The sequence below is a fragment of the Epilithonimonas sp. JDS genome, assembly GCF_021261315.1.
In the GTDB taxonomy this organism is placed as follows: Bacteria; Bacteroidota; Bacteroidia; order Flavobacteriales; family Weeksellaceae; genus Epilithonimonas.
In genome coordinates, this window is record NZ_JAJSAX010000002.1 from 559,805 (window position 1) to 584,753 (window position 24,949).

Sequence of the window (24,949 nt, forward strand, 5' to 3'; positions counted from 1 at the left end):
TAATTTTAAACCACATAGACACATAGAAATTATATAAAACTACTTTTCGTCTTAAGATAAAATAGCTATTTAGTCTTCCATTGTTTTCACAAAATCTATTGTGCCTATGTTATTTTGTTCTCATTTCTAAAATTTAATAATGATTTTGTCAGCAAATCCAGAACTGTTGAGGGATTCGTGCAGTTTGAAAGTTTTGCCGCCGTCTGTTGTGGAAAAATTTCTCTTGCCACTTCTCACATCCATTTTTCCATTGTCGTTATCCGAAATGCTTTGTTTGATGTCGCCTTCAAATTTAAGGTTTTTAGACGAAGTCATTCTTGCGGTTCCATCGATGGTCAAATATTGTTTGCCGTCGGATTGTTTTCCTGAGATCTGATATTCGTCCTGACCAATTTTCTTTAAGGTAATTTTTCCTGTTCCTTTCAGCATATCGTGTGTCAAACTGTGTGTGCCTTCAAGATTTTTAAAGCTACGGCTTGCGAGGATGCTGTCATTAATTTTTGTCCTTGCAAGATTAATGGAATCAATGATCTTTGCGCTGTCAACTTTGGACACGTCAGCTTCCGCAGATTTTTTACAAGAAATCACAGAAATTAAAATAAGGATAGGTAAAAAGTTTTTCATCGGCTAAATTTTCCTCTAAAATAAATAAAAAAGAGCGTCCATCAGACGCTCCTTAGAAAAACTTTGTCAAAATTTAGAACTTCTTCAAAGTTGAAATAGTTATTGAACTTTTTTTCCGTACAATTCTTTTTCTTTGTCGTTCAATTCAGAAATACCATAACGTTGAGATTTTGTGATGGTCATTTCATCCAGCATATCTACAACTGTTTTGTATTCGGCATCCTCTGTTGGTTTGATGATCACGGTAAAAATATCTTTTTTAGGCGCTTTTGCTTTAGCAGCTTCAATTGTTTTGGATATTTGGGCTTTATCGAACGAAACTAGTTTTAAACTATTTTCATTTAAATCCATTTTATCTGCTTGATAGTAAAAAACTTTCCCTTCTTTACCAAGAATAAAAGTAATTTGATTTCTGTAATCTATCTCTACAATAACTTTATCATCATTTTCAGGAGGATTTGAAAAATTGATGGCATTCGGTTTTGAGAAGTTTGTGGTGAACATAAAAAATGTAATCAGTAAAAATCCCAGATCTACCATTGGCGTCATATCTACGCGGATTGGCTTTTTGTTTTGAGTTTTCTTTCTGTTAGATTGCTCTTTGATTAGAATTTCGGCCATAGCTTTAAAATTTAATAGTTAGTATTTAAAATAAGAAATCCATAACGATTTGTCATCATTATGGATTTTTGGATACAAATTTTATACCTAATCTTGAAATTAACTACAAAAATACTATTTCACACATTGCAAAAATTACTGATCTAAATTTTTTATTTGAATCGTTTTACTTGAACCTTGATAAATTATTATTCCTACCAAAAGCAAAATTACTTTAGGAAAATAATTAAGAAAATTAAAATCCTCAAAACTTTCTGCTAAATCCTTTAACAATCCACCGAATATAAATAATCCAAATGCAAAAATTAAAAATACTGCACTCCAAATTTGGAGTAATAATTTAATATATTGATGTCTCACGAAAATCAGAAATAATAAAGTTACTTGAATGATAATTGGAATAACGAGAAAAATATCAAATTCAAAAAGTACTGCGTACAAATTATAGAGAAGAGCAACAATTATGAAAGAAACTAATCCATAAAGAAAAATTTTATTTGTGAAAATAGCTCTATCCATAAGCGTTTTATTATTTATTTTTATAAAAATCAATACCACATTTCAAGAACTTTTTAAAGTCTTCTTTTGGCATATATCCAGAAATCGGAATGTTGATCACCTTTTGATCCGGCGTTACCAAAACGTAGTGCGGCTGGGAATTGTTGTTGAAGTTCACTTGCTGGAATAAACTCCATTTGTCACCAATTGTCTTGATTTTTTTCATCTGACCTTCGCCCATATCGATTTTGATCTGCTCATTTTCTGGCAATTCTTCCTTATCATCAACATAGACAGAAGCGATGATCAAATCGTTCTGAAGAATCGGCAAAATATCATCTTGACTCCAAACGAACTCTTCCATTTTTCTACAGTTTTCACAACCATAGCCCGTGAAATCTATTAAGACAGGTTTGTTTTCTTTCTTCGCTACCTCAATCGCTTCGAAGTAATTGTGGTAAGGTTTCAAACCAAGAATTCCGTCTTTTTCGTCGTGGAAATAACTCACGTTCAACGGCGGCAAAATTCCACTTAGCATTTGCAATTTTGGTTTTTCTGAAGGAATCAATCCCTGAATCAAATAAACCACAAACACAATCCCAAAAACACCAAGAATCCTTCTTCCCAAACTGATCTTCGGCTTCTTGTCATCGTGTGGAAATCTGATCTTCCCGAATAAATAAACCACCAAACCGATTGCAATGATGATCCAAAGCGCGATAAACAATTCTCTTTTTAGCAAGAAAGTTTTGGAAACAAGATCTGCTTTCGATAGGAATTTAAGAGCCAAAGCCAACTCGATGAAACCAAGAACCACTTTCACAGTGTTCATCCAGCCACCAGATTTTGGCAAACTTTGAAGAGCCTGAGGAAACAATGCTAACAATCCAAAAACCAATGCCCAAGCCAGTCCGAAACCGCCCAAAGCAAAAGTTAAAAGTGTCGGAACATTCGTCGCTCCGGCAACTACTCCACCAAGCAAACTTCCTAAAATTGGACCCGTACAAGAAAAAGATACGATCACCAACGTCAGCGCCATAAAGAAAATCCCGATCATTCCGCCCGCTTCCTCAGCTTTGGAAGATTTATTCGCAATCCAGCTCGGCAAGGTGATTTCGTAATAACCGAAAAAGCTTAGTGCAAAAAATAAAAATATCGCAAAGAAGAATAAATTCAGCCAAATATTAGTCGAGATCTGATTGAAAATATTACCTGAGATCCCATCAATAATATGAAAAGGAATACTCAACAAAACAAAGATCAACAAGATAAAAAATCCGTAGATAAAAGCATCTCGCTTGCCTTTTGCTTTGTCTTTGTTGCCTTTGGTAAAGAACGAAACCGTCAATGGGATCATTGGGAAAACGCACGGCGTCAGCAATGCGATCAATCCACCCAGGAATCCAAGCCCTAAAACAAGCCAATTGTCGTCATTCGGTTTTTGCGCCACAGTTCCACAATCTGTCAAGGGATTTTTGAAATCTAAGGAATTAATTTTCAATCCATCTTGTTTTACTGCTGAAGTCTGTTCAATATTTGTCGGCTTTAAAATCGTTCCTACTTTCCCTGCAGGCGCAACTTCGTAAACGGTGTCTTTTGGTTTTTCAACATTTTCGTCGGTAGCAACGGCAGTCCTAGTCCCAGCAATCTGCCTTTCGAATTCTAATGTATTTGGTGCAAGACAAACTCTGTCGTTACAAGTCTGATACATAATCTCAGCGGTGATCGTTGCAGGCTTCGAAGCATCTTTCGGCTTAAATTTCTGCTTGAAAACCACTTTATCCGAATAATAAACGATCTGCGCTCCGAAAGCTTCCGAGAATTCATCGTGCTTTTTACCAACTTCGGTGACTTTCCCTATCAATTGGATTCCTTCTTTTGATGTGATTTTGAACTCGGTCGGGATTCCAGAATCTGGCGGAAGATCTTTGGAATAGATGTGCCATTTGTCTTCGATTGTTCCCGTCAGAACCGCTTCGTATTGATCATTGCCAACAGAAATGACATCAAATTTGAACTTGACAGGATTTTTTATCTGAGCGTTGAAAATGGTGATGATGAATATAAAAAGTGTGGATAACACTAGTTTTAAGTCTTTCATTTTTAAAATTTATTTGAACCACATAGACACATAGATTTAATTTTCAATAAAGGAAATTAAAAAGGTAAAATAGATACCATTCTCATAAAATCCAAGATGCGTAAATGGTTTTTTAGTTTAATCGTTCGTAATATTTATTTACAAATGTTTTTTGTCCTTCTTTGAAAATATTTGAAACATTAAAGTTTACTAATATTCCTTTCGGTAGTTTTAACAAATTGATATAATTTAAAACTTGTGCTTTATGAATATCGTGAAAATCGGAAACAGATTTTATTTCTAAAACGATAGAATCTTCTACTATAAAATCACATTGAAATCCACAATCTAAATTGATTCCTTTATAATTTACTGGTATACTAAATTCAGATTTAAAATTTATTTCCTGAATTTTAAATTCTTCTTGCAAAGCTTTATGATAAACACTTTCCAAAAGACCTGGACCTAAAATTTTATGAACTTCAATACAAGCTCCCAAAATTTTGTAGGTCAATTCGGTAATTTGTTTTTGCGTCATCATCTATTTCAACTTTAATTTTCCACGTTTAAAAACTTAACTTTTTCTATGTGTCTATGTGGTTAATTATTTTTAAATCTGCAATGATAATGTTCTTTCAATTACCTCGGATGCAAACCTCCCATCTTGCCGGAAAGGTAAAACACCGATAATCTGATTATTAGCATCACAAAGAAGCCAGATTTTTTGCTTGGCTAAAATAGAGATTTTTTCGTCCTTAAAAAACTTCGAGAGCTTCTTTTTGCCAATCATTCCGATAGGAAAAAACACATCGCCTTCTTTCTTTTTTCTTAATTTTAAAGGCAACTTGATTTTGTTTTCATCGATTTTCCAATTGCACTTTCCGAATTCTTGGATTTCGTTTTTAATATTTTCTGGAATCAGAATTTCATTTCCGACGATGTCGAGTACAATTTCTTCATCTTCCATCTTCATACTTCCAACGTGCAAATTTTGATTTAGGATCAACTCATTTCTATTAATAATCAATTGATATTCTGAATTTAAAAATGAACTTCCGGTTTGTGCTGTGAAGATCTTTTCCATTTCTTTTTCATCATTAAAACCAAACCGTTTCAAGATCTCAAAACGAATCAAATTGGACTCTTTCGAGAATTTCTCTTTATCAATAATAGTCTGCCCAGTTTTTATATATGTTTCAAAACCATTGATTTTTTCATTAACCAAATCATTCAAAACATCTTTGGTCTCATTCAGAATCTCTATACTTTTTGAAAAATTCTGAAGGAAATTCTCATTGATTTTTTCCAATTCCGGAACTACATTGTGTCGAACTTTATTCCTCAGATAATCTGTTTTTTGGTTTGATACATCTTCCCGAAATTCAATCTGTTTTTCTTTCGCAAACTCATAAATCATATCTTTAGAAAAATTAAGAAGCGGACGAATGATATTATTTTCATTCACAGGAATTCCACTTAAACCCTTTATTCCAGCAGCTTTCGAAAGATTAATAATGAAGGTTTCCAACTGATCATTCAAATGATGGGCTGTGACAAGATATTCGAGATTTTCTTCCTTTTGGATTTTCCGGAAAAACTGGTAACGTAATTCCCGAGCCCAATTTTGGATAGAATTTTCCGGCTTTTGATCCTTCGCTGAAACTTCGTACAAATGGAAAGGAATATTATACTTGTCACAAAAGTCGGAAACCAGCTTCTGATCGAGATTAGAATCCTCATTACGAAGATGATAATTGATGTGCGCAACTTGTAATTTCAAACCCGAAACCTGGAACAGATGAGCCAAAACCATAGAGTCCACGCCTCCACTTACCGCCAAAAGGTATGTTTTTTGCTGCGACTGTGGTTGTAAATGCTCAAGAACATTTTGAAATTTTAAGAGACTTAACACAATTTTATAACGAAATATTAAGTTATAAACACAAATATACGTTTATTAATTCTTACTTTTGAAATGTTAAAATCACGAGCAGAACTATTATTTAAACAAATAAATATTTACAATATGAGGTTATTTAAACTTCTGGCCATTGGTGTTGTGGGACTTTCCCTCACCTCTTGTGTCAGCAAAAAACAATTCGATGCGCTCAATCTAAACTACAAGCAATGTATTGAAGATGCAGGCGACAGAATGCGTCAAATCCAGGACTTGAAAGGTGAAAATGCTTCTCTTAAAGGTCAAAACGATCTTTTAGTAGGACAAAACAACGCCTTGAAATCCAGTCTGGACGCTTGTCTGTCCAACGCAGGAAAAGGTTCTGCAAACATTGACAAATTAGTTGGCGAGATCAATGCTTCCAACGCTTACATCAAACAATTGATCTCCGGAAAAAGTAAAAACGACAGTTTGAACCTTGCTCTATCAAACAAATTGAAACGTTCTCTTGACAACGTTGCCGATCAGGATGTAGATGTAAAAGTTCTGAAAGGTGTGGTACTAATCTCATTATCAGACAAAATGCTATATCAGGTTGGGAAATATGACATCCAGCCGGCTGCAGCAGATGTGTTAGCCAAAGTTGCGAAAGTGATCAACGATTACGATACTTACAGCGTATTGATCGAGGGTAACACAGATAACACGCCACTTACAAGTGCCAATGCGCCAAGAGACAACTGGGATCTCTCCGCTCTTAGAGCGACTGCCGTTGCAAAAGTTCTACAAACCCAATTTGGTGTGAATCCTAACAGAATCACAGCCGGTGGTAGATCTGAGTACAATCCGAAAACGACCAACGCATCAGTTTCCGGACGTGGCGAAAACCGTAGAACGGAGATCATCATTATGCCAAAATTGGATGAATTTATGAAATTGATGGACATTGCTCCAGTTAAGAAATAAATGATAAACGATGAATGATCATTGATTCATTCAGAGTTCAGAACTGAAACCTTGTCAGAAATGGCGAGGTTTTTTTGTGCTTGTATTTTGGGCAACTTATCCGCCTTCCACTCCCTCCCGAAACTTCGGGATCAACTCAAGTCGGGTTGCGGATTTGTTATCCAATCAACATTGGTTTTTAAATCCAAATTACATTAACTTTGAATATTGAATTTTAAATCTTGAATTCCGAATGAGTTATTTCGAAGAATTAGACAAAGAGATGGATCGCTACCTGGAAGACAACGCTTCCCAGGAACCAGCGATCCTCAAAAAATTAAGAAAGGAAACTTACCAAAAAACAACACAACCTCATATGATTTCCGGCTATCTGCAAGGCAGATTGTTGAGTATTTTGTCGCATATCATTCAACCAAAAAATGTGTTGGAAATCGGAACTTTTACAGGTTATGCTGCCCTAAGTATTGCAGAAGGTTTGCCCAAAGACGGGAAAATCTACACGATCGATAAGAACGAAGATTTATCTTATATTCCGAACAAGTATTTTGCCGAAAGTGATTACAAAGATCAAATTGAATTCATCATCGGTGATGCGAAAGAAGAGATCAAAAAACTGGACAAAATTTGGGATTTGATTTTCATTGATGCGGACAAGGAAAGCTATCTGGAGTATCTGAAACTGATTAAACCAAATCTTCGTTCCGGAAGCATCATTCTTATTGATAACGTGCTTTGGTACGGTAAAGTCTTGGAGAATAATCCAAAAGACAAACAGACAGAACAGATCAAACTGGTAAATAAAATCGTGGCCGAAGATCCCGATTTTGAAAATCTAATCCTACCTTTGCGAGACGGACTACATTTGATAAGAAAAAAATAAAAAATTCAGAGATTTAGTTATTTAGAAATTATTAGAATTCATTTTAATTTCTTAATTTTCTTAATCTTTAAATCCCTCAATCTATTATGAACAAAGGAATTTGCAACGTTTCCATCGCTCCGCTGAGAGCAGACTGCTCCGACAAAAGTGAAATCGTAACACAACTTCTGTACGGCGAATCTGCCGACATCATAGATGTTTCCAACAATTGGACAAGAATCCGCACTCATTACGACAACTACGAAGCGTGGATGGACACGAAACAAATCACGCCTGTTTCTGAAGAATATTTAGCCTCAAGAAAAACCAATCTTATCAAAGAAGCTTTCCAATCGACGATGACGGAAAGCGGAAAAGTGCTTTTATCAATGGGATCAGAAGTAACTTTTGAAACCAGTTCGCCAACGCGCGGACACGACCTCAGCGAAAGCATTGTGAATTGTGCCAAAGAATTTTTGAATGTTCCTTACTTATGGGGCGGAAAAAGTTTTTTCGGGATCGATTGCAGTGGATTTACGCAGATAATTTATAAAATTCACGGCATCAAAATCCCGAGAGATACTTATCAGCAAGCAGAAATCGGCGAAGCACTGACTTTCATCGAGGAAGCGAAACCTGGCGATCTCGCCTTTTTTGAAAACTCGGAAGGAAGAATTATTCACGTTGGATTTATTTTGGCCGATCAGAAAATCATTCACGCGCACGGAAAAGTGCGGATTGACAGTCTGGATTCATCAGGGATCTTCAACAAAGATCAAAATAAGCACACGCACAAATTGAGGTTTATCAGATCATATTTTTAGATATTTTTCTAAGGCAAATTATTGTAATTTTTATTTTCTCATAACATTCTGAAAATCATTTCTGAGTGGAACATATCTTGTTGTAAATTTGAAATACTTTCAAATAAAATCATCTGATAATATGAAAATATTATTATTTATTTCTCTCCTTTTCGCTGAAGTTTATCAAGCGCAACTTTTCATCATTAATGATAAAGATGGTTTTACCAATGTGCGTCAAAAAGCAGATCAAAATTCCAAAATTATTGGCAAAATAATGGAAGGTCAAGCTTTTGCAATCGACAGCTTTGTGGAAGATGAAGAAAACAAATCGAAGAATTGGACGGCTGTACAACTTCCAACCAATGTTGATAAAAATTTGACTTTTATAAGATTTGAAGGCGAAGAAAAGACTGGCTACATTCACAAAAGCCGATTGGTAGAATTGGAAACCTTACCAAAATTTGAGATAAATGAAGTGAATCCAAATCAAGTCACTCATTATTATAAAGACTTTGAAATCGAGATCGAGACACAAGTTTTCAGGAAATCTGACCACCAAATAACCCGATCTGAAAAAGGCCACTACATCATCGATGGTAAGAGAGCTTACCCTTATTATGGCGGAGAAAGTCCAGAAATCAAAAGCATTAAAATCAAATCCAAAAATCAAATTTTCGAGATTCCGAAAATTGCTTTTAAAAATCTGATGATGACCAATGCAAGAAATACAACGGTTTATAAGGGAAATAATGAAGAGTTGTATATCGTGTTCAATGCTGGAGATGGCGCAGATTTTTATCAAATTATTTTTTGTATCAAAAGCAACCAATTGATTTCGAGAACTATTACTTCTACAATTCCTTAGAATCTGATTATTTCTGATTTAAAATAATTAAAAAAACACATCGATGATAAAAATATCAGCTTTAATTTTATTAATTCCGTTCGCCACTTTTGGGCAGATCGACAATCGTGGATTAATTCTTCCAAAAATTGACAGCTTGAAAAATAGCGATAAATACTGTTGCATTCTTTCTCCATTAGAAGGTTTTTCCGTTTATGACCAACCGAAAGGCAAAATCATTGGAAGCCTGAAAAGATTTGGCGATGCGAAAAAAGACGACCAAGTTCCTTACAAAATCTACCTAATCAGCGGAAATAAGAAGACTCAGGTTGATAATTACAGGGAAATTGGCTACGAGATTTTTGCTATCAATTACACTGACGTTTCAAATGGCTTTTTGAAAATATTGGATCCGTCTAAAAGCTATTGGCTCAGTGTTTCCGAAATCAACAAAAAAGATTTCAAAACCGTGAATTGGATGAACCATCTAATCAACCAAAGCGCTGATGTGTTGGGATATTATGCCAAAGATTCCGGACTGAACTTGCGGAAAGAACCAAATGCGAAAAGTGAAATAATTGGTTCAGTTCGTGGCGAATTATTCGAGATCAAACTGACAAATCAAACCTCGGGACAATGGTGCAAAGTGAAAATTACAAAACACAAAGAACACCCTTGCGAGACCGACTTGAGCGAAAGAGAAAACATAGAATACCAATCAGAAGGCTGGCTGAAAATCATTGATGATAATGGCGAACCTAACATTTTCAGCTATACCAGAGGTTGTTGATAATTTAGATATAATTGTACATTTTGTATTAAAAAACCAAATTTGGCGGTTATTTTGATGTGGTAATTTAACATTAACGTTCATTAATAAAAAACACAAAATTATGGGATTCAACATTGCTGGCTTACTTATGAAAAGCCAAATGACCGAGCAGCAAATCGAAGATTTTTTAGAAACAAAAATTACTTATTCTTCTACAGTAGATTTTGAAGAAGCGACAAGTGGTTCACGCGACCAAAATACGATTGACGTACTACAAACAGACAGCGGAACATTGATCATCACAGAACTTGGACAGCTCTATGACATTACAGATTTTGAAGGCGAGATCATCCAGTTTATGATTTCTGATGTTTCGGACACTTACTATTTTGAGAAATACAACAACAAAGTTCTTGAGAGGAAATACATCTATTCACAAGGAGAAATTGCTGAAGACGAAGGTTCTGGAATCATTACGGAAGATGCTGAAATCTTGGATTTGGTTTGGGAATTTGCCGACCATTATTTGCAAAACGACTTTACCAAAAATCTATTTTCTCAGAAATTCAAACGCTATCAAATATAATTAAAATGGCAAAATATATTTTACCACCGATTGGCGAAATAGATTTGGATAGTTTGAAGGATTATTATTGTTGGGAACAAGAGTTTAATGGAAAAATAATTACCATTGACATCAATTTTGAGAAGACCAATATTGACCAAAGCAAAATGGACATTATTAAATCCTTTATTGAAAATATCAGCAAATTTGATGTTCAAAACAGAAGCTACATTGATGATGATTTCAGAAGCGAAAACAGCGAAGTTGTGAAAGAATATGTCACATTCCACGTAGAAGATCTGGGCAGCGAGTTTTTGGAAACAATAGGAATTTCTAGTGAAAACACTGACAAAGAACAATCATTTTTAGAGAAGTTATTTCTCTCAAGAATCGGATTTTATCCCGACGAAAAATATGGCACGCCGCATTTTGCAGTTTTTGATTATACGTTTGGCAGAGATATTACAGACCAATTAATTGTCGTAAATACCGATGCAGAAGGTAATTTGGATCTTTTGAGTTGGGAAAGCTGATAATATTGAAAAGTATAAAATTACATTCATTATCTTTAAATAAAAACTATGCTATTCATTTTTGGAACCAAAAGAGTTGGGAAAACTATCAAAACCGGAACATTCCAATGTCCCAGATGTAATTGCGAGCGAGATTATTTGCTTAAACAAAATAAAAAATTCTTTTCACTATTTTTTATTCCCGTAATTCCGCTGAACAATGTGGGCGACACTTTGCAATGCACATTTTGTAAGACAGAATACATCCCGAGCACCATTTTAGCACCTGACGAATACACTTCTTCTACTGCAACAATCGATGGTTTGGAAAGACCAATTGCTTCTGCAGGCAAACGAATTGGAAGCTACATCATTGATGCCATTTTCTTGACTTTGCTCAATTTTCCGCTTGCATTTGCCGTGAAATATTTGCCCAAAATTTTTAATGATCAGTTCTTTTTGGCAATTTTTCCACTTTGGATCATTTACTTTTTTGTGATGGAATTATTTTTCAAAGGCACCATTGGAAAGAAGATCTGCTCCATCGATACCATTTCCGAGGATATGGAAAAACCAATTACCGCTCTTCGATATTTACTGAGAAGTATTGTGAAAACAGTTCCCGTCATCAACATCATTTTCCTGTTTAATGACAAGCATAAAGGTTGTCACGATTTTGTTGCCAATACGATTGTGGTGGAAAAGTAATAACTTTAAGAAATACTTAAACACAAAAATGAAAGCTACAAAACTCTGTGCCTTATTGTTATTTCCAGCATCTTTTTTTTCACAAATCAATTCAGAGAAATTTGTCATAGATGATGATGGAATTACCGTTGAAAAAGCTGACAGCACCAAAAAATATGATGAAGTTTTCAACAATAACAACAGCATCTACTCACTCGGGAAGAAATTCACTTATTCCTACTATTATCAAAATGCGGGAGGTGAAAAATTCCTGATTAAAAAAGGACAAAACATTATGCAGCCACAAGGGCACACCATTCCTGATTGGGAATTTGTTCCCTTCGAACGGCAGGATAATGAAACTATTAATCATATAATTTTACAAACCTTTTCAGGAAATCCGTTTCAAAAAGAAATTCCGGAGTACAATCAAACTGCAATTGGTTATGATCACAAAATGAATAATGGCCAATCATTTACAATGGAAATGACTGGTGCCATCGAAAATGAAATGAATGTCTGGATCCATCCGCCAAGAAGCAATTTTTTCAAAATTCTGGAATTGAATCCTTTTCCTTACATCAAAGCACCTTATAAAATTGGAAACCAATGGAACTGGAAACTCAAAATCGGCGACCATTGGGCGGAGAAAAGATGGCTGGAATGGAAAGGAGAAATCGAAAATAATTACGCATACGAAATCATCGACAAGAAAAATATTACAACAAAATTGGGTAATCTAGAATGTTACGTGATCGATGCAAAAGCGAAAAGCAGGATCGGCGAAACTGAACTCACTTCCTACTACAACTTCAATTTTGGTTTTGTAAAACTCGAATATAAAAATATTGATGGCACAAAAACGGTTTTAGAACTTGAAAAAGTGGAATGAATCAGTACTGAAGACCAAGATTCGGAATAATATAACTTCCAAATCTAAAAAATTAAAAACCAACACAAATGAAAACCATAACAATTCTCATATTTTCAATCACAATTATTGCTTGTGAGAAATCTGAAAAAACTAAAATTTCGGACAATGAAAAGCCACGAACAGATGCCGCAGTATTTGATAAAAATAGCGACAGCGTTGCGCTTCTGCAACTGACAAAAAATCTGTACGACTGGGAAGAAAACAAAAGCAAAACCGAAGATTTCCCGACTATACAAAAGGATAAGAAAGATACTGTCTATTCAGAAATTGATTTTAAAAAGCATCAATCAAGGCTGCAGGATCTCAGAAATAGTAATTTATTCTCTGAGAAATTCATCAGCAACTATAACAGAATTGCAAGTTCCATAGATAAAGAATTACAAAAAGGAACGATGGTTTATAACATTGGAGAGTTGCCACCTTATGGGAATGGATCAAATCCCTGGTGCAATTGTCAGGATGTTCCGGATGGTTTTTTGGATAAGATTTGGATAATGAACCTTGCGATCAAAGAGAACATTGCATCTTACAATTGGAGCTGGGGCGATGGACTGGTCTATCACATCGAGGCTATCCGGGAAAATAAGAGTTGGAAAATTCTAAATATGGACGGTTTTGACTATGATAGTTTCATTAGAACCTTTCAGAAAAATAATGATTTTACAGGTTATTGGGAAAACGGGATGGTCACAATCAGCGTTAGCAAAACATCGCTCAACTTTGAGTACCACGGCCAATGTATGTACACCTACCCTATCAAGCAGCTAAGCGACACGGACTTCGAAATGATTTGGGCACGGGAAATGGATTGTAAATTCGATAACGGAACTGACAGAAAATTTGGCCTGAAAAATGTTCCTGAAATCGGAAAAGCTTTTGCGAGATTCAGTCTTAAAAATAAAGTTCTGAACGTGGATTATTATTACAAAGATTGGGTTGATAAATACAGCAAAGAGGTTCACGAAGGTGTTTTCACTTCGGATTTTTATAAAAAAAATTATTAAAAAATGAATCAAAACTTCAAATTCATATTCGTTTTCTTCATTCTATGCTCTGGACAAACTTTTTCTCAAATGGCAGGAAAAGGAAATTTCTACAAAGAAATTAAGAATTATGATCTTTCGAAGATCATCGATCCAAAAAGCATTTTGACTGAAGACAGAGAAAATACCAAAGAAAAAATGCAGAAAGCTGAACCGATTGGTTTTATAGGAGATGATTATCAGCGACTTTATATTCATTATAATTCTATTAACAAAAATCCAAAAAATCCGTACGAATATCTTGTAAAAGGAAAAACCAAAGTTAAAAATACAGTCAGATCTTTTGAAGGAAAATTGCTCATCAAAAAAGCAAATATTGAAAAAAACAGTGATTTCCCTAATTATCAACAGGGTTTTGCAACATGTGAATTGATTTTGAATGAAGATAAAAATCTGACGTCTACAGGATTTTTCAAAGGCGTCATAACGGTTGGCTACATTATAGATCCAAAAAATAATTTCCGATATGATGCTTTGATGTTTTACGCAGACATTTTCAGCAACAACGAGTTCAAAGGCACTTGGACGAGTTACAAAACAAAAATATCTAAAAAATGCAATTGGGGCGATTACAGAATACCAAATAGTGGCGACTTGGATATTGGCGCCGGAGAGTTTATGCCAAACCCAAAATATCTTGACAAAGGCTGGAAATATTACACACTCACAATGTATGGAGAGCCAAAAAACGATGTGGAACTGGCACGGAAAAAGGAAGAAATGAATTGGTGGAAATAAAAAAATAAAACCATAATTAAAAATATAATAAACTCCTAAGCATAGATTTTATTAAAAACACCATTACGATCCATCACAAAAAAGAGGGAATTCCGCTAGAAATCAGACAAATGTTCCGTTCCGAAAATCCAAAGACCGAGAAATATAAAATCCTGGCGAAAAACAAATTTGTGATGATCTGGGAAAAATTATAAAAACACAAACCATTATGAAACAAGAAATCTTAGAAAGAATAAAACAACTTGGCGGAAATATCGACAATGTGAAAGGAAGCTCTTTGACAGACGACCTACTAGCCATCACTTTTGACACTGTGCTCTACCAAAGACCCGTTGATACGCCGTGGGCAAGTGCCGAAGAAGAGGAACCAATCTATGGAATTGGGGATTTCATTGATGAAAATACAGAACTTTTTAAAACTGATAAGCAAGCTCTTTACAACAAAATCATCGACAAATATTTTCGACTGACAGAGGAGGCTTACGGGCAAGCGTTCTGGCAACCCAGACTCTTCACACCTTTCAAAGAAGGAACAGCAGATTTTGACGAGTGGAATTCCGATTTTACAGATGAGGACACGGATCTGAGCGAAATCATAAAAGTGACAGACGACAACACGCCAGACTTTCTCCAGGTGTTTTACAGCTATGGCTTCCCAGATAATTTTTTCATCTGTCTGTCAGATCCAAATCCGGACAACCCAACTTTTGTTTGGGACCGATCACGAAGTTTTTTTCCGAGAAGTGACGAATGAAGGTACTTTGGAGGACTTTCTCAACACATTTCTGACCAAAGATGAACTGCTGGAAATTGTGAAGAAGCAGTTGGAAAAATAGAATCTTGACAAACCCAAAAAATGAAAAAACTCATAACCATTATTGTCATCATCCTGATTTTTTTCCCAATGCTTATTTATATGAATCCCTTTATTTGGGGAATGAGGAGGCAACCGCATTACAGACCAAGTTCTAAAACATCGGCTCTACTTTCTGAACTTAATAATAAATATAAAATGGATATGAGCGTGGGAGAAGTAATCGATACACTTTGGTATTTCAGAGATCTTGAACATCATAAAATAACAAAGCTTGAAAATTTCGAATTGAATATGCTGGATGAAAACGAGAAGAATGTAAATTTAGATAGTGTGAAAAGCTATGTGAAAGAATTCAATAAAGAGTTTGAGCACAAAAAATATTTTGATTCTATTAAAATTACCAAAAATTACGACTCATTAATTTACAAAACCAAGATGAGATGACTCTGGAAAAACTTTACAAATACCAACTGTTACTTTACTTTTTCATCATTCTTTTCGGCATTCAAAATTATTATCTGAACCGGTATAATTTTGAATGGATTTTCTATGAAAGTATTGTTACTTATGTATTTTTCCTTTTTGTAATGACAGTTTTTTGTTCTTTAATTTTCCTGACAGTCTGTAGCATCAAAACCATTAATAGAAAAAAAGACGCACATCAGGAAATAAAATATCTGCTAGTAAATCTAATTTTATATTATCTGGTCATCGGCGCAAGTCTCTATCTTTCAACACAAATCAGGTTATGAAAAAGTTTTTAATCTTAATTTATTTAATATTTTCCGGCAATTTCATTTTTGCAAATGATGGCGCATTTTTCGCAAAGGGAAACCAGTTAATCCCAATCTCCGAAACCAATATTTCTGTTAAAAAAGAAATATTGACCCTGAAAAAAGTACAAAACAAATACATAGAAGTGACGGTCTGCTACGAGTTTTTCAATCCAAAAGAAGCCAAAAATCTGACTGTCGGTTTTGAAGCTTTTTCTCCCGAAGGTGATGTAGATGGCGCTCCAAAAAATGGCCAACATCCTTATATGAGAGACTTCACAGTAGAATTGAACAATCAGAAACTGAAATATAATATCGCTTACGTTTCGGATAGTTTGTACAACAGTGCAGGAAAGATCAAAGCAATCGACCTCAAAAAATTTGAGGGAAACAAAAGCGGAAACTACGTCGATTTTTTCTACGTTTATCATTTTGAAGCCCATTTCAAAAAAGGTTTGAACATCGTCAAACACACGTACAAATATGACGTTTCCGGATCCGTTGATTACAACTACGATTTCGAATATGCACTTTCTCCTGCGAAACGATGGGGAAACAGGCAGATCGATGATTTCACTTTGATCATAGACAATGGCAACTTCGAAACATTTTCCGTCAACAAAACTTTTTTCAACACTGCCAATGACTGGAAAATCGAAGGCATTGGAAAAACTGAAGATGTAGAAGGATCACCCAACACATTGGTCGACAAAGATGCGCTGAAATTCCATATCCAAAAAGGGAAGATCATTTTTAAGAAAACAAATTTCAAACCTGAGGGCGACTTATTTGTATATGCACAAAAACATTTGGATCTTGAAGAGCTTGGTTACTTGCCATACTCCTATTATCAGGCAGAAAATATTGCGAAACCAAAAAATGAGCTTCAAAGGAAAATTCTTAAAAATCTACCGTTTGCCAGACGCGGTTACGTTTTTCAAAATCCAGAACTGAAAGCCTATTTTGAAAATTTGGATTGGTACATTCCTGACCCAAAGTATATTCCTGACGTAAATCACCTGACGCCAGAAGAAAAAAAATGGTTCGAAAAATGGAAATAAAATTGATGAATGAAATAAAACGCTATCAATGAATATCACAGATTATCAAAAACAATTTACCGAAGAAGATGCTGTTGGTTGGGATGCCATAGATGCAGAATTGCTGAAGGTCTATCCTGATCAGAAACCAAAACATTTTGCACCGATCCTTCATTATGCATTGGGAGGCGGAGAACCTTTGGATGGGATCAGCGTCTACAAAAGTGATAAGCAGACCTCTCATTTTCATTTTGTAACGTATGGCTTTTCAGAACTTTATTACAACGAAAAATCTGCAGGTGGCGACTTTAGTAAGTGTGGTTTTGAACTGACCTTCAGACTCAAAAAAGAAAGTGATGATGACAATATCAACTGGGTCTGTAATTTGCTTCAGAATATTGCAAAATATGTGTTCACCTCCGGAAAATGGTTTGAAGAATTTCATTTCATTCCGGCCAATGGTCCTATCCGAAGTGACTTTGAAACCGACATTACGGCTCTGCCATTTGTGCAGGATCCTGAGCTTGGTAAGATCCAAACGCCACACGGCGAAGTCACCTTTCTGCAAATGGTAGGCTTGACGACAGAAGAATATGAACTTCTGAAAGAAAATCCGAAGACTTATGAAACCGAAAAAACCATCGAAAAACTAAAAGCCAACAACGAACTTTTGATCACTGACCTTTCAAGAAAATAATCCATTAAATACAACCAGATCATGACACTAAACGAAATTGCGTGGAGCTTTTCAAACAAAACCTACACCAACCAAGAAGAATTCAATCAAGAGATCATCGATTACCAAAAAGCCATTTATAAAACCGATGAAAAATGGAAACCGAATGAAATTGTCTTCGATTTTCCAGAACTCCAGATCCAGTACGAAGCGTGGATCACTGACGCTTCACAACTTTTGGACAACGAAACTTTACTTGGCGAAGAAGATGTATTTGACGAAGACAACAGCGACGAAGGAATGTTTCAGGCAGAAATCACATCGCATCTGAAAGCTGATAATGGAGAAAATTTCACAGCCTTGGAGCTTCTTTTCAAGACCCACAACCAGCAAGCCAACAAGGAACTTGGTGACCACATTTTCTTTGAAGGTACCGATGAGGATCCAGACATAATTGATGGTTTGCCATTGTGCTATATCGCGTGTGGAAGTTAAAGGTTTAAGTTAATGATCAATCTTATGAGCTACGATATTCAACTATACAGAACAGAAACCAAAGATCGTGAGAAAAAATCTGGCGATGAAAATTTTTTCGATGACGAAAACAATCTTGAGCCTTTCACAGAAGAACAATACAATAATTTGAAAGATAGATTGTTGAAATATAATTATATTTTAAACCACGGAGATAAAAGAGATTTGCAGTTCGCTCATCCAGATTATAATATCAACATATTGTTGACGGATCGAGGTTTGTATTTTACTTCAGGATTTGATGACGACAGCATTTTCGAGGCTGGAATGACGGCTTCGGAATTTACTGATACGGATGAATTTGCGAAATACGATCCGCAAAATGACGGTTGGGAAGAATTTTGAGAACCAGTCGTTCGAATATAATTAATCAAAAATAAAACTATGAAACTGAAAATCTGTCTTTCAAAAACGGCGCTTATTTTTTATTCGATTATTTCGCCTTTCATTATGTTTGGGTCGCTTTATAATTTGATTAATGGCATCATTCTCAACAAAAATGAAATTAATTTTTATGGTGCTTTAAGTATGTTTGGATTCATTCTTATGCCAATTTTGTTGATCAGTACTTATCGCCAAAACGTTTGTGAAATTTACCCAGACAAAATCAAAATCGGGAAGGAAGAATATCCAGCCTCAAGTTACAATTTCGAGATTGAGCAGAGACATCTTGCGCTGAAAGATCGCCCCATTTTTTTTCTTTGGAGAAAAACGTACTCTTATTTTGTTGTGAGATATAAATCGAATAATTCGGTGGTTTTGGAGAAAGATCTGGACGTTTTTCAGTCGGATATTTTGAAAATCAAATCGGCTTTGCCTTAGATTTTTTGATCAGAAATTATAATTTAAAAAAAATCAAATATGGAAAATATTAAAAGAAATTTAGCCAATTATTTAGAAAATGCCGACGAAACTGTTCAGCAGATTTTGTTTGTTCCCGCTGATATTCATCCGGTTTGGGAAGACAATGCAGAGATTTTGGAATTGGCAGAACAGCAAATCCTAAGACCAGTTGGAAGTCTTCCAGACGAACAAGTCTTCGCTTTCATAGGAATGCACTCCAAAACCCTATTTACAGGAAAAAGAGACAGCATTGGTTTTCTGATTACGAATTTCAGGATTCTGACTCAAACCGATTTTTCGGTGATTGGAACTGCGGAATTGGCGGATGTTAATCCATTCACGCAAAAACAAGATGAAGATGACCTGATGATCGAAGTTTGGAACAACTTTATCAAGAAAAATACACTGTCCATTCCTCACGAACAATTAGCCGCAATCAAAACGGCATTGCAGGATGTTCTGGAAATTGTCCTTCCTCAGTTGCAGCAATTAAACTATCTGCCAAACGAAATTGTAAAATCGAATCGCATAAATGACAGAATCCGGGATCTAGGCTTGCAGTCTGCACTGAAAAGCTACGAGCAAGACGAGAAAAAAATGGCAAAGTTTGCAGAAAAGTATAGCATTTCCGGCATTCAATTCGGAATGGTAGATAAGCCTTTGTTTGGCGGTGTTTACGGTTTAGTCATCACAAAAACGGGAATTGTAAGCCGAGATCTGATGGAAGACAGTTTTGCAAGTTCCTGGCAGGAGATCCAAATTAATCCCGCAGTTATTGGAGAAAAGAAGGACAATATTGTTGCAGGCGGAAAAACGCATATTGTACCGTCACATTGCTCTGAGTTTGTCCCATCTCTCATTATTCTGCTGAATGAACTCGCAAATGGCGAGGTTGTCATTTAAAGATGACTTAGTTAACCTGCGACGAAATATAAAAATTGAAAAAGAATAAAGTCTTGATTAATATTTAAACTAATAATGAATAATGAAATATCTAATTCTGTTTGCTCTTATATTAATCAGTTGTTCTCAGAAAACTGAAAATCAAAAAATCATGAATAATCAAAACCCTGTGAAGTCAGTTTCAATAGCGACTTTTGGCGGGCAAATGGGCTATTCTATATCTATGAAAATTACCAAAGATTCTCTGTATTATGACTTCAATATTGCGATGGATTCTACCAAAAGAAAACATATCGAGAAGCCAAATATTGTCTATAAACTGGAAGATCTTATAAATCCAGACAATATCGTTCGTTTTTCCAGAGTTAAAGATGGAGAAAGCCGGCAACCTGTAGATGGCACTGATATGGAAATAACGATTGAAACGGATAAAGATAAATATACTGTCATTAATGCCTGGGACGATGAAGTGTGGCAGAAAACTAATAAGAAAATGCAGGATATAATGTATAAAGAATTTGTGACTGAATAAAAATGAAAACTTTGATTGTTTAAAAGTAAATTATCATAGCAATTCTCTGATTTTTGCCTCCTGCTTAATCTTTCCATGACTGAAAATATTAGCAATGATAATGGGAATGAAAATGACAGGAATCATTGTGTAAATACCAACTCCTCTGGTAAATGTGAAATAATTACAACCAATTACCAGTAGGACAAAAAATATCATAAAGCCAATAAACTGCGCTTTTGCATTTTTAAGAGTTTTTAATAATTCTTCATTTGATAGCTGTGATAGGTTGTCTGACTTTTTCATTTTGAAATATTTATCTGTGTATTACAATTTGAAGTCCAACTTTAAATCAATGTGTTTTGATTGAGTCTCGGAATGATTAATTATTGAAACCAAAAAAGCTTCCAAACAGGAAGCTTTCATTAATATCTCAGGTAAAAATTAATTCAGCAGATTCCTGCTTTTCATTTCTGCTTTCAGCTTTTTGAAGTTTGTAATATTGGCAATTAAAATCGAAACAAAAACGATTGGTAAGACTGAAAACACACCAAAACCCTTTTTAAGTGTAATAAAAACTGCAGTGCCAATCAACAAGATAAAAACGATGATAAATCCAATAAAAATACCTTTTGCTGTATTGTAACTTTTGATAAGTTGTTCATCGCTCAAATGTGATAAGCTTTCTGAATCTTTCATGAATTAAAGTTTAAATTCAAGCTTCACATTGAAGAATCTTCCTGTCAGTCTTACCGGAACCGGATAATACAATTGCGGCGAAGAATTCACATCGCTAATCCATTGGTTCGCAATTGTATTGTTGATATTGAATGCATTGAAGATCTGAACACCCAAAGTCAGTTCCTTAAATTTACCCCAGAAATTTCCGCTCGCTTTGTTCTCCTTTTGATCGATGAAAACTTTGGTCAAACCAATATCAACTCTCTTGTACGCAGGCAAAGTTTTCTGATAACGGTAAGCCGCCAAATAATCCGGCAATCCGTTGGCATCAAACAAAACAGGCGTTCCAGATGGCAATCCGCTTGCGTAAGTCAGCGTCAAATTCACTCTCATACTTGGGAATTTTGGCATATAATCCTGATAGAACATCGAGAAACGGAAACGCTGATCCGTTGGTCTCGGGATGTAGCCCATTCCTTCAATATTCTCGTAAACTCTGGCGTAACTTGCAGATACCCAAGAATCAATACCAGGAACAAACTGTCCGAATAATCTCGCATCCAAACCGTAAGCATAACCTTCGGAATTATTTTTTCCGGAATACCTAACTCTCACATTATCCATATAATAAGGGATCAGGTTTTCCATTTTTTTATAGTAAGCCTCGGTTGTCAACTTGAAATTTCTTTCTTTAATTTTAAATTCATAGTCATTGGCAAGAATGATCTGATAAGATTTCTGAGCCTTGATATCAGAATTGAAAGCGCCTGTCAAATCCTTAATTTCTTTATAAAATGGCGCCTGATAATAAATTCCTCCGGCAAGTCGGAACAACATATCCATATCCCAATTCGGCTTGATCGCAAACTGTGCTCTCGGGCTGAATAATGTTTCCTTATTGAAACTCCAGTTTTGAACTCTCGCACCACCATTTACGAAGATTCTGTTGCTTCCCCAATAGAACTTTTTGGAGAACTGTGCATAAGCAGAAATTCTTGTCGGATTGATGTCGTTTTGTCCTGCAATGTAATATTTAAGATTAAGCGCAGACGTGTCCAGATTTCCCGGAATCACAAAATCTCGTGGATTGCTGTACCCGATAGAATCCACAAACTGCCATTCATTAGTAAAATCTTTGATGGTTTCTCTTTCGTACTTCACACCAACTTCAAAGTCTGTATTCACATCCGGAGAGAATTTGGTTCTGAATTGGGAACCTGCCACTCGCACTAACAGGTCATTTCTTGCGTGATCGATCTGTCCGCCAGCATCGTATCCGGCAACAGGATTTCCTTCCTCATCAAACGCTTCCAAAATGTAGCCTGATGCAATCGAGTAATATTCTCTTTCTCTGTTTTGATAAGCGAAATTATCCAGGGAAAAATGCCACTTTTTACTTGGCTTGAAGTTTACACTAACCGTTCCCATCATATTTTTGTACTGGTCATCTTCCTGTCCGTTGTAGAAAACTGTCAGTTTCAATGGCTGAAGAATACTTCCAAAATCCACTTCTTTTTCTTTTGGAACCATCTGATAATCGTTCTTTGCATAATAACCTAAAAACGATAAAGACCATTTTTCATTAAACTGATAATTAAGATAAGTCTGCACATCCATATAGCGCGGATTGAAATCTGTATCTTCATTCAAAGTATTAAGAACCAAATTCGTATTTCTGTACCGGCCGGAAACCAAACCAGTGAATTTTTTATCCTTTGATGCAAATCCAGTCGTCAGTCTTCCACCAATCAAACTTGCTTCACCAGAAACTTCGAATTTCTCGGGTTGTCTGTAATAAATATTAAGCGCAGACGACATTTTATCACCATATCTTGGTTCAAATCCGCCGGCAGAAAAGTTGATTGTGGAAACCATATCCGGATTCACAATACTCATCCCTTCTTGTAGAGAATTTCTGATTAAGAACGGTCTGTAAAGCTCAATATCATTAATGTAAATCAAGTTCTCATCATAACTCCCACCTCTAACCATATATTGTGAGCTAAGCTCTGCATTGGAATTCACGGAAGGTAAACTTTTCAAAAGGCCTTCCACACCGCCAGCCAAAGACGCCACTTCTCTCGCTTCTTTTGCAGAAATCTCGATGGAAGTAATATCGTTCGTTTTATTTTTAGCTTTTTTCTGAAAAACAACTTCCTGGATTTCATTTTCCTTAGCTACAGGTAGGAAAAGAACATTTACATTCTGCGTTCTGGGAGAAGTTTTGATGACTTTTGAAAAACCTTTGAAGTTTTCTTTCTGCACGCTCAAAGTCTGTTCAGAATCTGCAAGCGGCACTTTGATGAAACCATTGCCGTCGGTTTTATAAGTTTGACTGTTGTAAATTACGTCAGCCTCGGAAACAGCTTTTCCGTCTTCGTCCAGAACTTTTAAATTGATTTGAGAAAATGCCAGAACAGGCAGGAAGAAAAGGATTAAGAGAATATAGTTTTTCAAAGTTGTAATTTTTTTTCGATTTATATTTTTAAAAATTGAATCTTGGGAAAGGCAAAAATAACAATTAATCTAAAGAACGAAAGAATATTTATAATTGTTATGCAGAAAATTGATTAGTTTCAGAAGATTCGCTTGAGAATTATGAAAAATTAAGTAATTATCTAAAATTAATCAGCTAATCCCAATAAAAAAGTCCGGCAAAACCGGACTGTATTTTTTATAATATCGCTTCTCTGATTCTCGTCAGCTTACCAAGCAAGTCATCGAGAAGATCAAGTTTCAGCATATTGGCACCATCAGATTTTGCAATCGAAGGATCTGGATGTGTCTCGATAAAGAGACCATCTGCTCCAACTGCGATTCCAGCTTTTGCAATGGTTTCTATCAATTCTGGTCTTCCGCCTGTAATTCCTGAATTCTGATTCGGCTGTTGAAGTGAATGCGTCACATCTAAAATCACCGGCGAATATTCTCTCATCGTCGGGATTCCACGGAAATCTACCACCAAATCGCTGTAGCCAAATGTATTTCCTCTTTCGATGATCGCCGTTTTATCGTTTCCGGAATCTCTCACTTTTTGAACTGCAAATTTCATGGCTTCGGGAGAAAGAAATTGTCCTTTTTTAAGACTTACCGCTTTTCCCGTTTCTGCCGCTGCGATCAAAAGGTCAGTTTGTCTAACTAAAAATGCAGGAATCTGCAAAACGTCCACATATTCTGCCGCCAAAGCTGCGTGCGCATTCTCGTGGATATCAGTAGTTGTAGGAACATTGAACGTCTCTCCTACTTTTCTCAAAATTTTCAAAGCTTTCTCGTCGCCGATTCCTGTGAAAGAATCCACACGACTTCTGTTCGCTTTTCTGAATGAGCCTTTGAAGATGTAAGGAATATTGTATTTATCAGAAAGCTTCACTATCTGTTCTGCAATCTGCAATGCCATTGTTTCGTCTTCAATCGCGCAAGGACCAGCAATCAGGAAGAAGTTTTTGGAATCTTTGTGATGAATGTTATCTAGATATTGTATCATTTATTTGTAGAAATTAGAGGTTAGAAATTAGATTTTAGATGTAATTTTTAATCTAAAAATCAAAGTGCAAATATACGGATTTCAGAGGAATCCTTTGCATAGTTTTGGATCTTGGAAACACTTCGTTAATTACAAGATTAGTCGATTTTTGTAACTCCGGTTGGAGACACAATGCATTTTTCAACAGAGTCAATCTCAGCAATGTTTTATTTGCTGTTATGATTCATTTCAGAATGACAAA

General features: G+C 35.5%; 31 protein-coding genes. 21 read left to right on the forward strand and 10 right to left on the reverse strand.

Annotated features, from left to right (window positions below; translation table 11 throughout):
• Window positions 1-126: 126 nt before the first annotated feature.
• From LUD75_RS09205 to tilS, 6 genes are all read right to left on the reverse strand, one after another.
• Complete coding sequence (locus LUD75_RS09205; protein WP_232705379.1) at window positions 127-624, reverse strand: hypothetical protein; 498 nt, start codon at window positions 622-624, stop codon at window positions 127-129.
• A gap of 99 nt (window positions 625-723) precedes the next feature.
• Window positions 724-1,245 carry a biopolymer transporter ExbD gene (locus tag LUD75_RS09210; protein ID WP_232705380.1) on the reverse strand — a complete coding sequence of 174 codons (522 nt, stop codon included), beginning with the start codon at window positions 1,243-1,245 and terminating at the stop codon, window positions 724-726.
• A gap of 135 nt (window positions 1,246-1,380) precedes the next feature.
• Window positions 1,381-1,764, reverse strand: coding sequence for a hypothetical protein (locus tag LUD75_RS09215; protein WP_232705381.1), 384 nt, complete (start codon window positions 1,762-1,764; stop codon window positions 1,381-1,383).
• A 10-nt stretch (window positions 1,765-1,774) separates the two neighbouring features.
• Entirely contained in the window at window positions 1,775-3,844 is a 2,070-nt protein-coding gene (locus LUD75_RS09220; RefSeq protein ID WP_232705382.1) for a thioredoxin family protein, read from the reverse strand.
• A gap of 112 nt (window positions 3,845-3,956) precedes the next feature.
• Complete coding sequence (locus tag LUD75_RS09225) at window positions 3,957-4,364, reverse strand: GxxExxY protein (RefSeq protein ID WP_232705383.1); 408 nt, start codon at window positions 4,362-4,364, stop codon at window positions 3,957-3,959.
• A gap of 69 nt (window positions 4,365-4,433) precedes the next feature.
• Window positions 4,434-5,735, reverse strand: a complete 1,302-nt coding sequence (gene tilS, locus LUD75_RS09230; protein ID WP_232705384.1) for a tRNA lysidine(34) synthetase TilS — start codon at window positions 5,733-5,735, stop codon at window positions 4,434-4,436.
• A 114-nt stretch (window positions 5,736-5,849) separates the two neighbouring features.
• Between tilS and LUD75_RS09235 the strand changes: the two genes are divergently transcribed.
• The 21 genes from LUD75_RS09235 to LUD75_RS09335 all read left to right on the forward strand — a co-directional run bounded on the left by LUD75_RS09235 (window position 5,850) and on the right by LUD75_RS09335 (window position 20,564).
• A complete protein-coding gene (locus LUD75_RS09235; protein WP_232705385.1) occupies window positions 5,850-6,686 on the forward strand; it encodes an OmpA family protein in 837 nt (278 codons plus the stop codon).
• 232 nt (window positions 6,687-6,918) lie between these two features.
• On the forward strand, window positions 6,919-7,566 hold the full coding sequence (locus LUD75_RS09240) for an O-methyltransferase (protein ID WP_232705386.1): 648 nt from the start codon (window positions 6,919-6,921) through the stop codon (window positions 7,564-7,566).
• A gap of 86 nt (window positions 7,567-7,652) precedes the next feature.
• Window positions 7,653-8,369 carry a C40 family peptidase gene (locus tag LUD75_RS09245; RefSeq protein ID WP_232705387.1) on the forward strand — a complete coding sequence of 239 codons (717 nt, stop codon included), beginning with the start codon at window positions 7,653-7,655 and terminating at the stop codon, window positions 8,367-8,369.
• Between the two features lie 121 nt (window positions 8,370-8,490).
• Complete coding sequence (locus LUD75_RS09250) at window positions 8,491-9,216, forward strand: hypothetical protein (protein ID WP_232705388.1); 726 nt, start codon at window positions 8,491-8,493, stop codon at window positions 9,214-9,216.
• Window positions 9,217-9,259: 43 nt separating this feature from the next.
• Window positions 9,260-9,985: an SH3 domain-containing protein gene (locus tag LUD75_RS09255; protein WP_232705389.1), complete on the forward strand. Its 726-nt coding sequence runs from the start codon at window positions 9,260-9,262 to the stop codon at window positions 9,983-9,985.
• Window positions 9,986-10,088: 103 nt separating this feature from the next.
• Window positions 10,089-10,553 carry a hypothetical protein gene (locus LUD75_RS09260; RefSeq protein WP_232705390.1) on the forward strand — a complete coding sequence of 155 codons (465 nt, stop codon included), beginning with the start codon at window positions 10,089-10,091 and terminating at the stop codon, window positions 10,551-10,553.
• 5 nt (window positions 10,554-10,558) lie between these two features.
• The gene (locus tag LUD75_RS09265; RefSeq protein WP_232705391.1) at window positions 10,559-11,065 is read left to right on the forward strand and encodes a DUF2004 domain-containing protein; all 507 of its coding nucleotides are present in this window, start codon (window positions 10,559-10,561) and stop codon (window positions 11,063-11,065) included.
• Window positions 11,066-11,113: 48 nt separating this feature from the next.
• Window positions 11,114-11,752: an RDD family protein gene (locus tag LUD75_RS09270; protein WP_232705392.1), complete on the forward strand. Its 639-nt coding sequence runs from the start codon at window positions 11,114-11,116 to the stop codon at window positions 11,750-11,752.
• A gap of 28 nt (window positions 11,753-11,780) precedes the next feature.
• Complete coding sequence (locus LUD75_RS09275; protein WP_232705393.1) at window positions 11,781-12,623, forward strand: hypothetical protein; 843 nt, start codon at window positions 11,781-11,783, stop codon at window positions 12,621-12,623.
• A gap of 68 nt (window positions 12,624-12,691) precedes the next feature.
• Window positions 12,692-13,669, forward strand: a complete 978-nt coding sequence (locus LUD75_RS09280) for a hypothetical protein (protein ID WP_232705394.1) — start codon at window positions 12,692-12,694, stop codon at window positions 13,667-13,669.
• A 3-nt stretch (window positions 13,670-13,672) separates the two neighbouring features.
• A complete protein-coding gene (locus LUD75_RS09285; protein ID WP_232705395.1) occupies window positions 13,673-14,446 on the forward strand; it encodes a hypothetical protein in 774 nt (257 codons plus the stop codon).
• A gap of 208 nt (window positions 14,447-14,654) precedes the next feature.
• Window positions 14,655-15,200, forward strand: a complete 546-nt coding sequence (locus LUD75_RS09290) for a hypothetical protein (protein WP_232705396.1) — start codon at window positions 14,655-14,657, stop codon at window positions 15,198-15,200.
• A 102-nt stretch (window positions 15,201-15,302) separates the two neighbouring features.
• Window positions 15,303-15,707, forward strand: a complete 405-nt coding sequence (locus tag LUD75_RS09295) for a hypothetical protein (protein WP_232705397.1) — start codon at window positions 15,303-15,305, stop codon at window positions 15,705-15,707.
• The gene (locus LUD75_RS09300) at window positions 15,704-16,015 is read left to right on the forward strand and encodes a hypothetical protein (protein WP_232705398.1); all 312 of its coding nucleotides are present in this window, start codon (window positions 15,704-15,706) and stop codon (window positions 16,013-16,015) included. Before LUD75_RS09295 ends, LUD75_RS09300 begins: the two co-directional genes overlap by 4 nt.
• Window positions 16,012-17,097 (forward strand): YARHG domain-containing protein, encoded by a 1,086-nt coding sequence (locus LUD75_RS09305; RefSeq protein ID WP_232705399.1) that lies wholly within the window; start codon window positions 16,012-16,014, stop codon window positions 17,095-17,097. The genes LUD75_RS09300 and LUD75_RS09305 overlap by 4 nt, the downstream gene beginning before the upstream one ends.
• 28 nt (window positions 17,098-17,125) lie before the next feature.
• Window positions 17,126-17,773, forward strand: a complete 648-nt coding sequence (locus LUD75_RS09310) for a suppressor of fused domain protein (RefSeq protein ID WP_232705400.1) — start codon at window positions 17,126-17,128, stop codon at window positions 17,771-17,773.
• A 21-nt stretch (window positions 17,774-17,794) separates the two neighbouring features.
• Window positions 17,795-18,247 (forward strand): hypothetical protein, encoded by a 453-nt coding sequence (locus LUD75_RS09315; protein ID WP_232705401.1) that lies wholly within the window; start codon window positions 17,795-17,797, stop codon window positions 18,245-18,247.
• A gap of 24 nt (window positions 18,248-18,271) precedes the next feature.
• Entirely contained in the window at window positions 18,272-18,631 is a 360-nt protein-coding gene (locus LUD75_RS09320) for a hypothetical protein (RefSeq protein WP_232705402.1), read from the forward strand.
• Between the two features lie 39 nt (window positions 18,632-18,670).
• Complete coding sequence (locus LUD75_RS09325) at window positions 18,671-19,108, forward strand: hypothetical protein (RefSeq protein WP_232705403.1); 438 nt, start codon at window positions 18,671-18,673, stop codon at window positions 19,106-19,108.
• Between the two features lie 39 nt (window positions 19,109-19,147).
• Complete coding sequence (locus LUD75_RS09330; RefSeq protein ID WP_232705404.1) at window positions 19,148-20,032, forward strand: hypothetical protein; 885 nt, start codon at window positions 19,148-19,150, stop codon at window positions 20,030-20,032.
• 151 nt (window positions 20,033-20,183) lie between these two features.
• Complete coding sequence (locus LUD75_RS09335) at window positions 20,184-20,564, forward strand: hypothetical protein (protein WP_232705405.1); 381 nt, start codon at window positions 20,184-20,186, stop codon at window positions 20,562-20,564.
• A 33-nt stretch (window positions 20,565-20,597) separates the two neighbouring features.
• Here LUD75_RS09335 and LUD75_RS09340 read toward each other — a convergent pair whose 3' ends face one another.
• The 4 genes from LUD75_RS09340 to kdsA all read right to left on the reverse strand — a co-directional run bounded on the left by LUD75_RS09340 (window position 20,598) and on the right by kdsA (window position 24,708).
• On the reverse strand, window positions 20,598-20,849 hold the full coding sequence (locus LUD75_RS09340) for a hypothetical protein (protein ID WP_232705406.1): 252 nt from the start codon (window positions 20,847-20,849) through the stop codon (window positions 20,598-20,600).
• Between the two features lie 138 nt (window positions 20,850-20,987).
• Complete coding sequence (locus LUD75_RS09345) at window positions 20,988-21,242, reverse strand: hypothetical protein (RefSeq protein WP_232705407.1); 255 nt, start codon at window positions 21,240-21,242, stop codon at window positions 20,988-20,990.
• Window positions 21,243-21,245: 3 nt separating this feature from the next.
• Window positions 21,246-23,453 (reverse strand): TonB-dependent receptor plug domain-containing protein, encoded by a 2,208-nt coding sequence (locus tag LUD75_RS09350; protein ID WP_232705640.1) that lies wholly within the window; start codon window positions 23,451-23,453, stop codon window positions 21,246-21,248.
• Between the two features lie 445 nt (window positions 23,454-23,898).
• Complete coding sequence (kdsA, locus tag LUD75_RS09355) at window positions 23,899-24,708, reverse strand: 3-deoxy-8-phosphooctulonate synthase (RefSeq protein ID WP_232705408.1); 810 nt, start codon at window positions 24,706-24,708, stop codon at window positions 23,899-23,901.
• Window positions 24,709-24,949 lie beyond the last annotated feature (241 nt).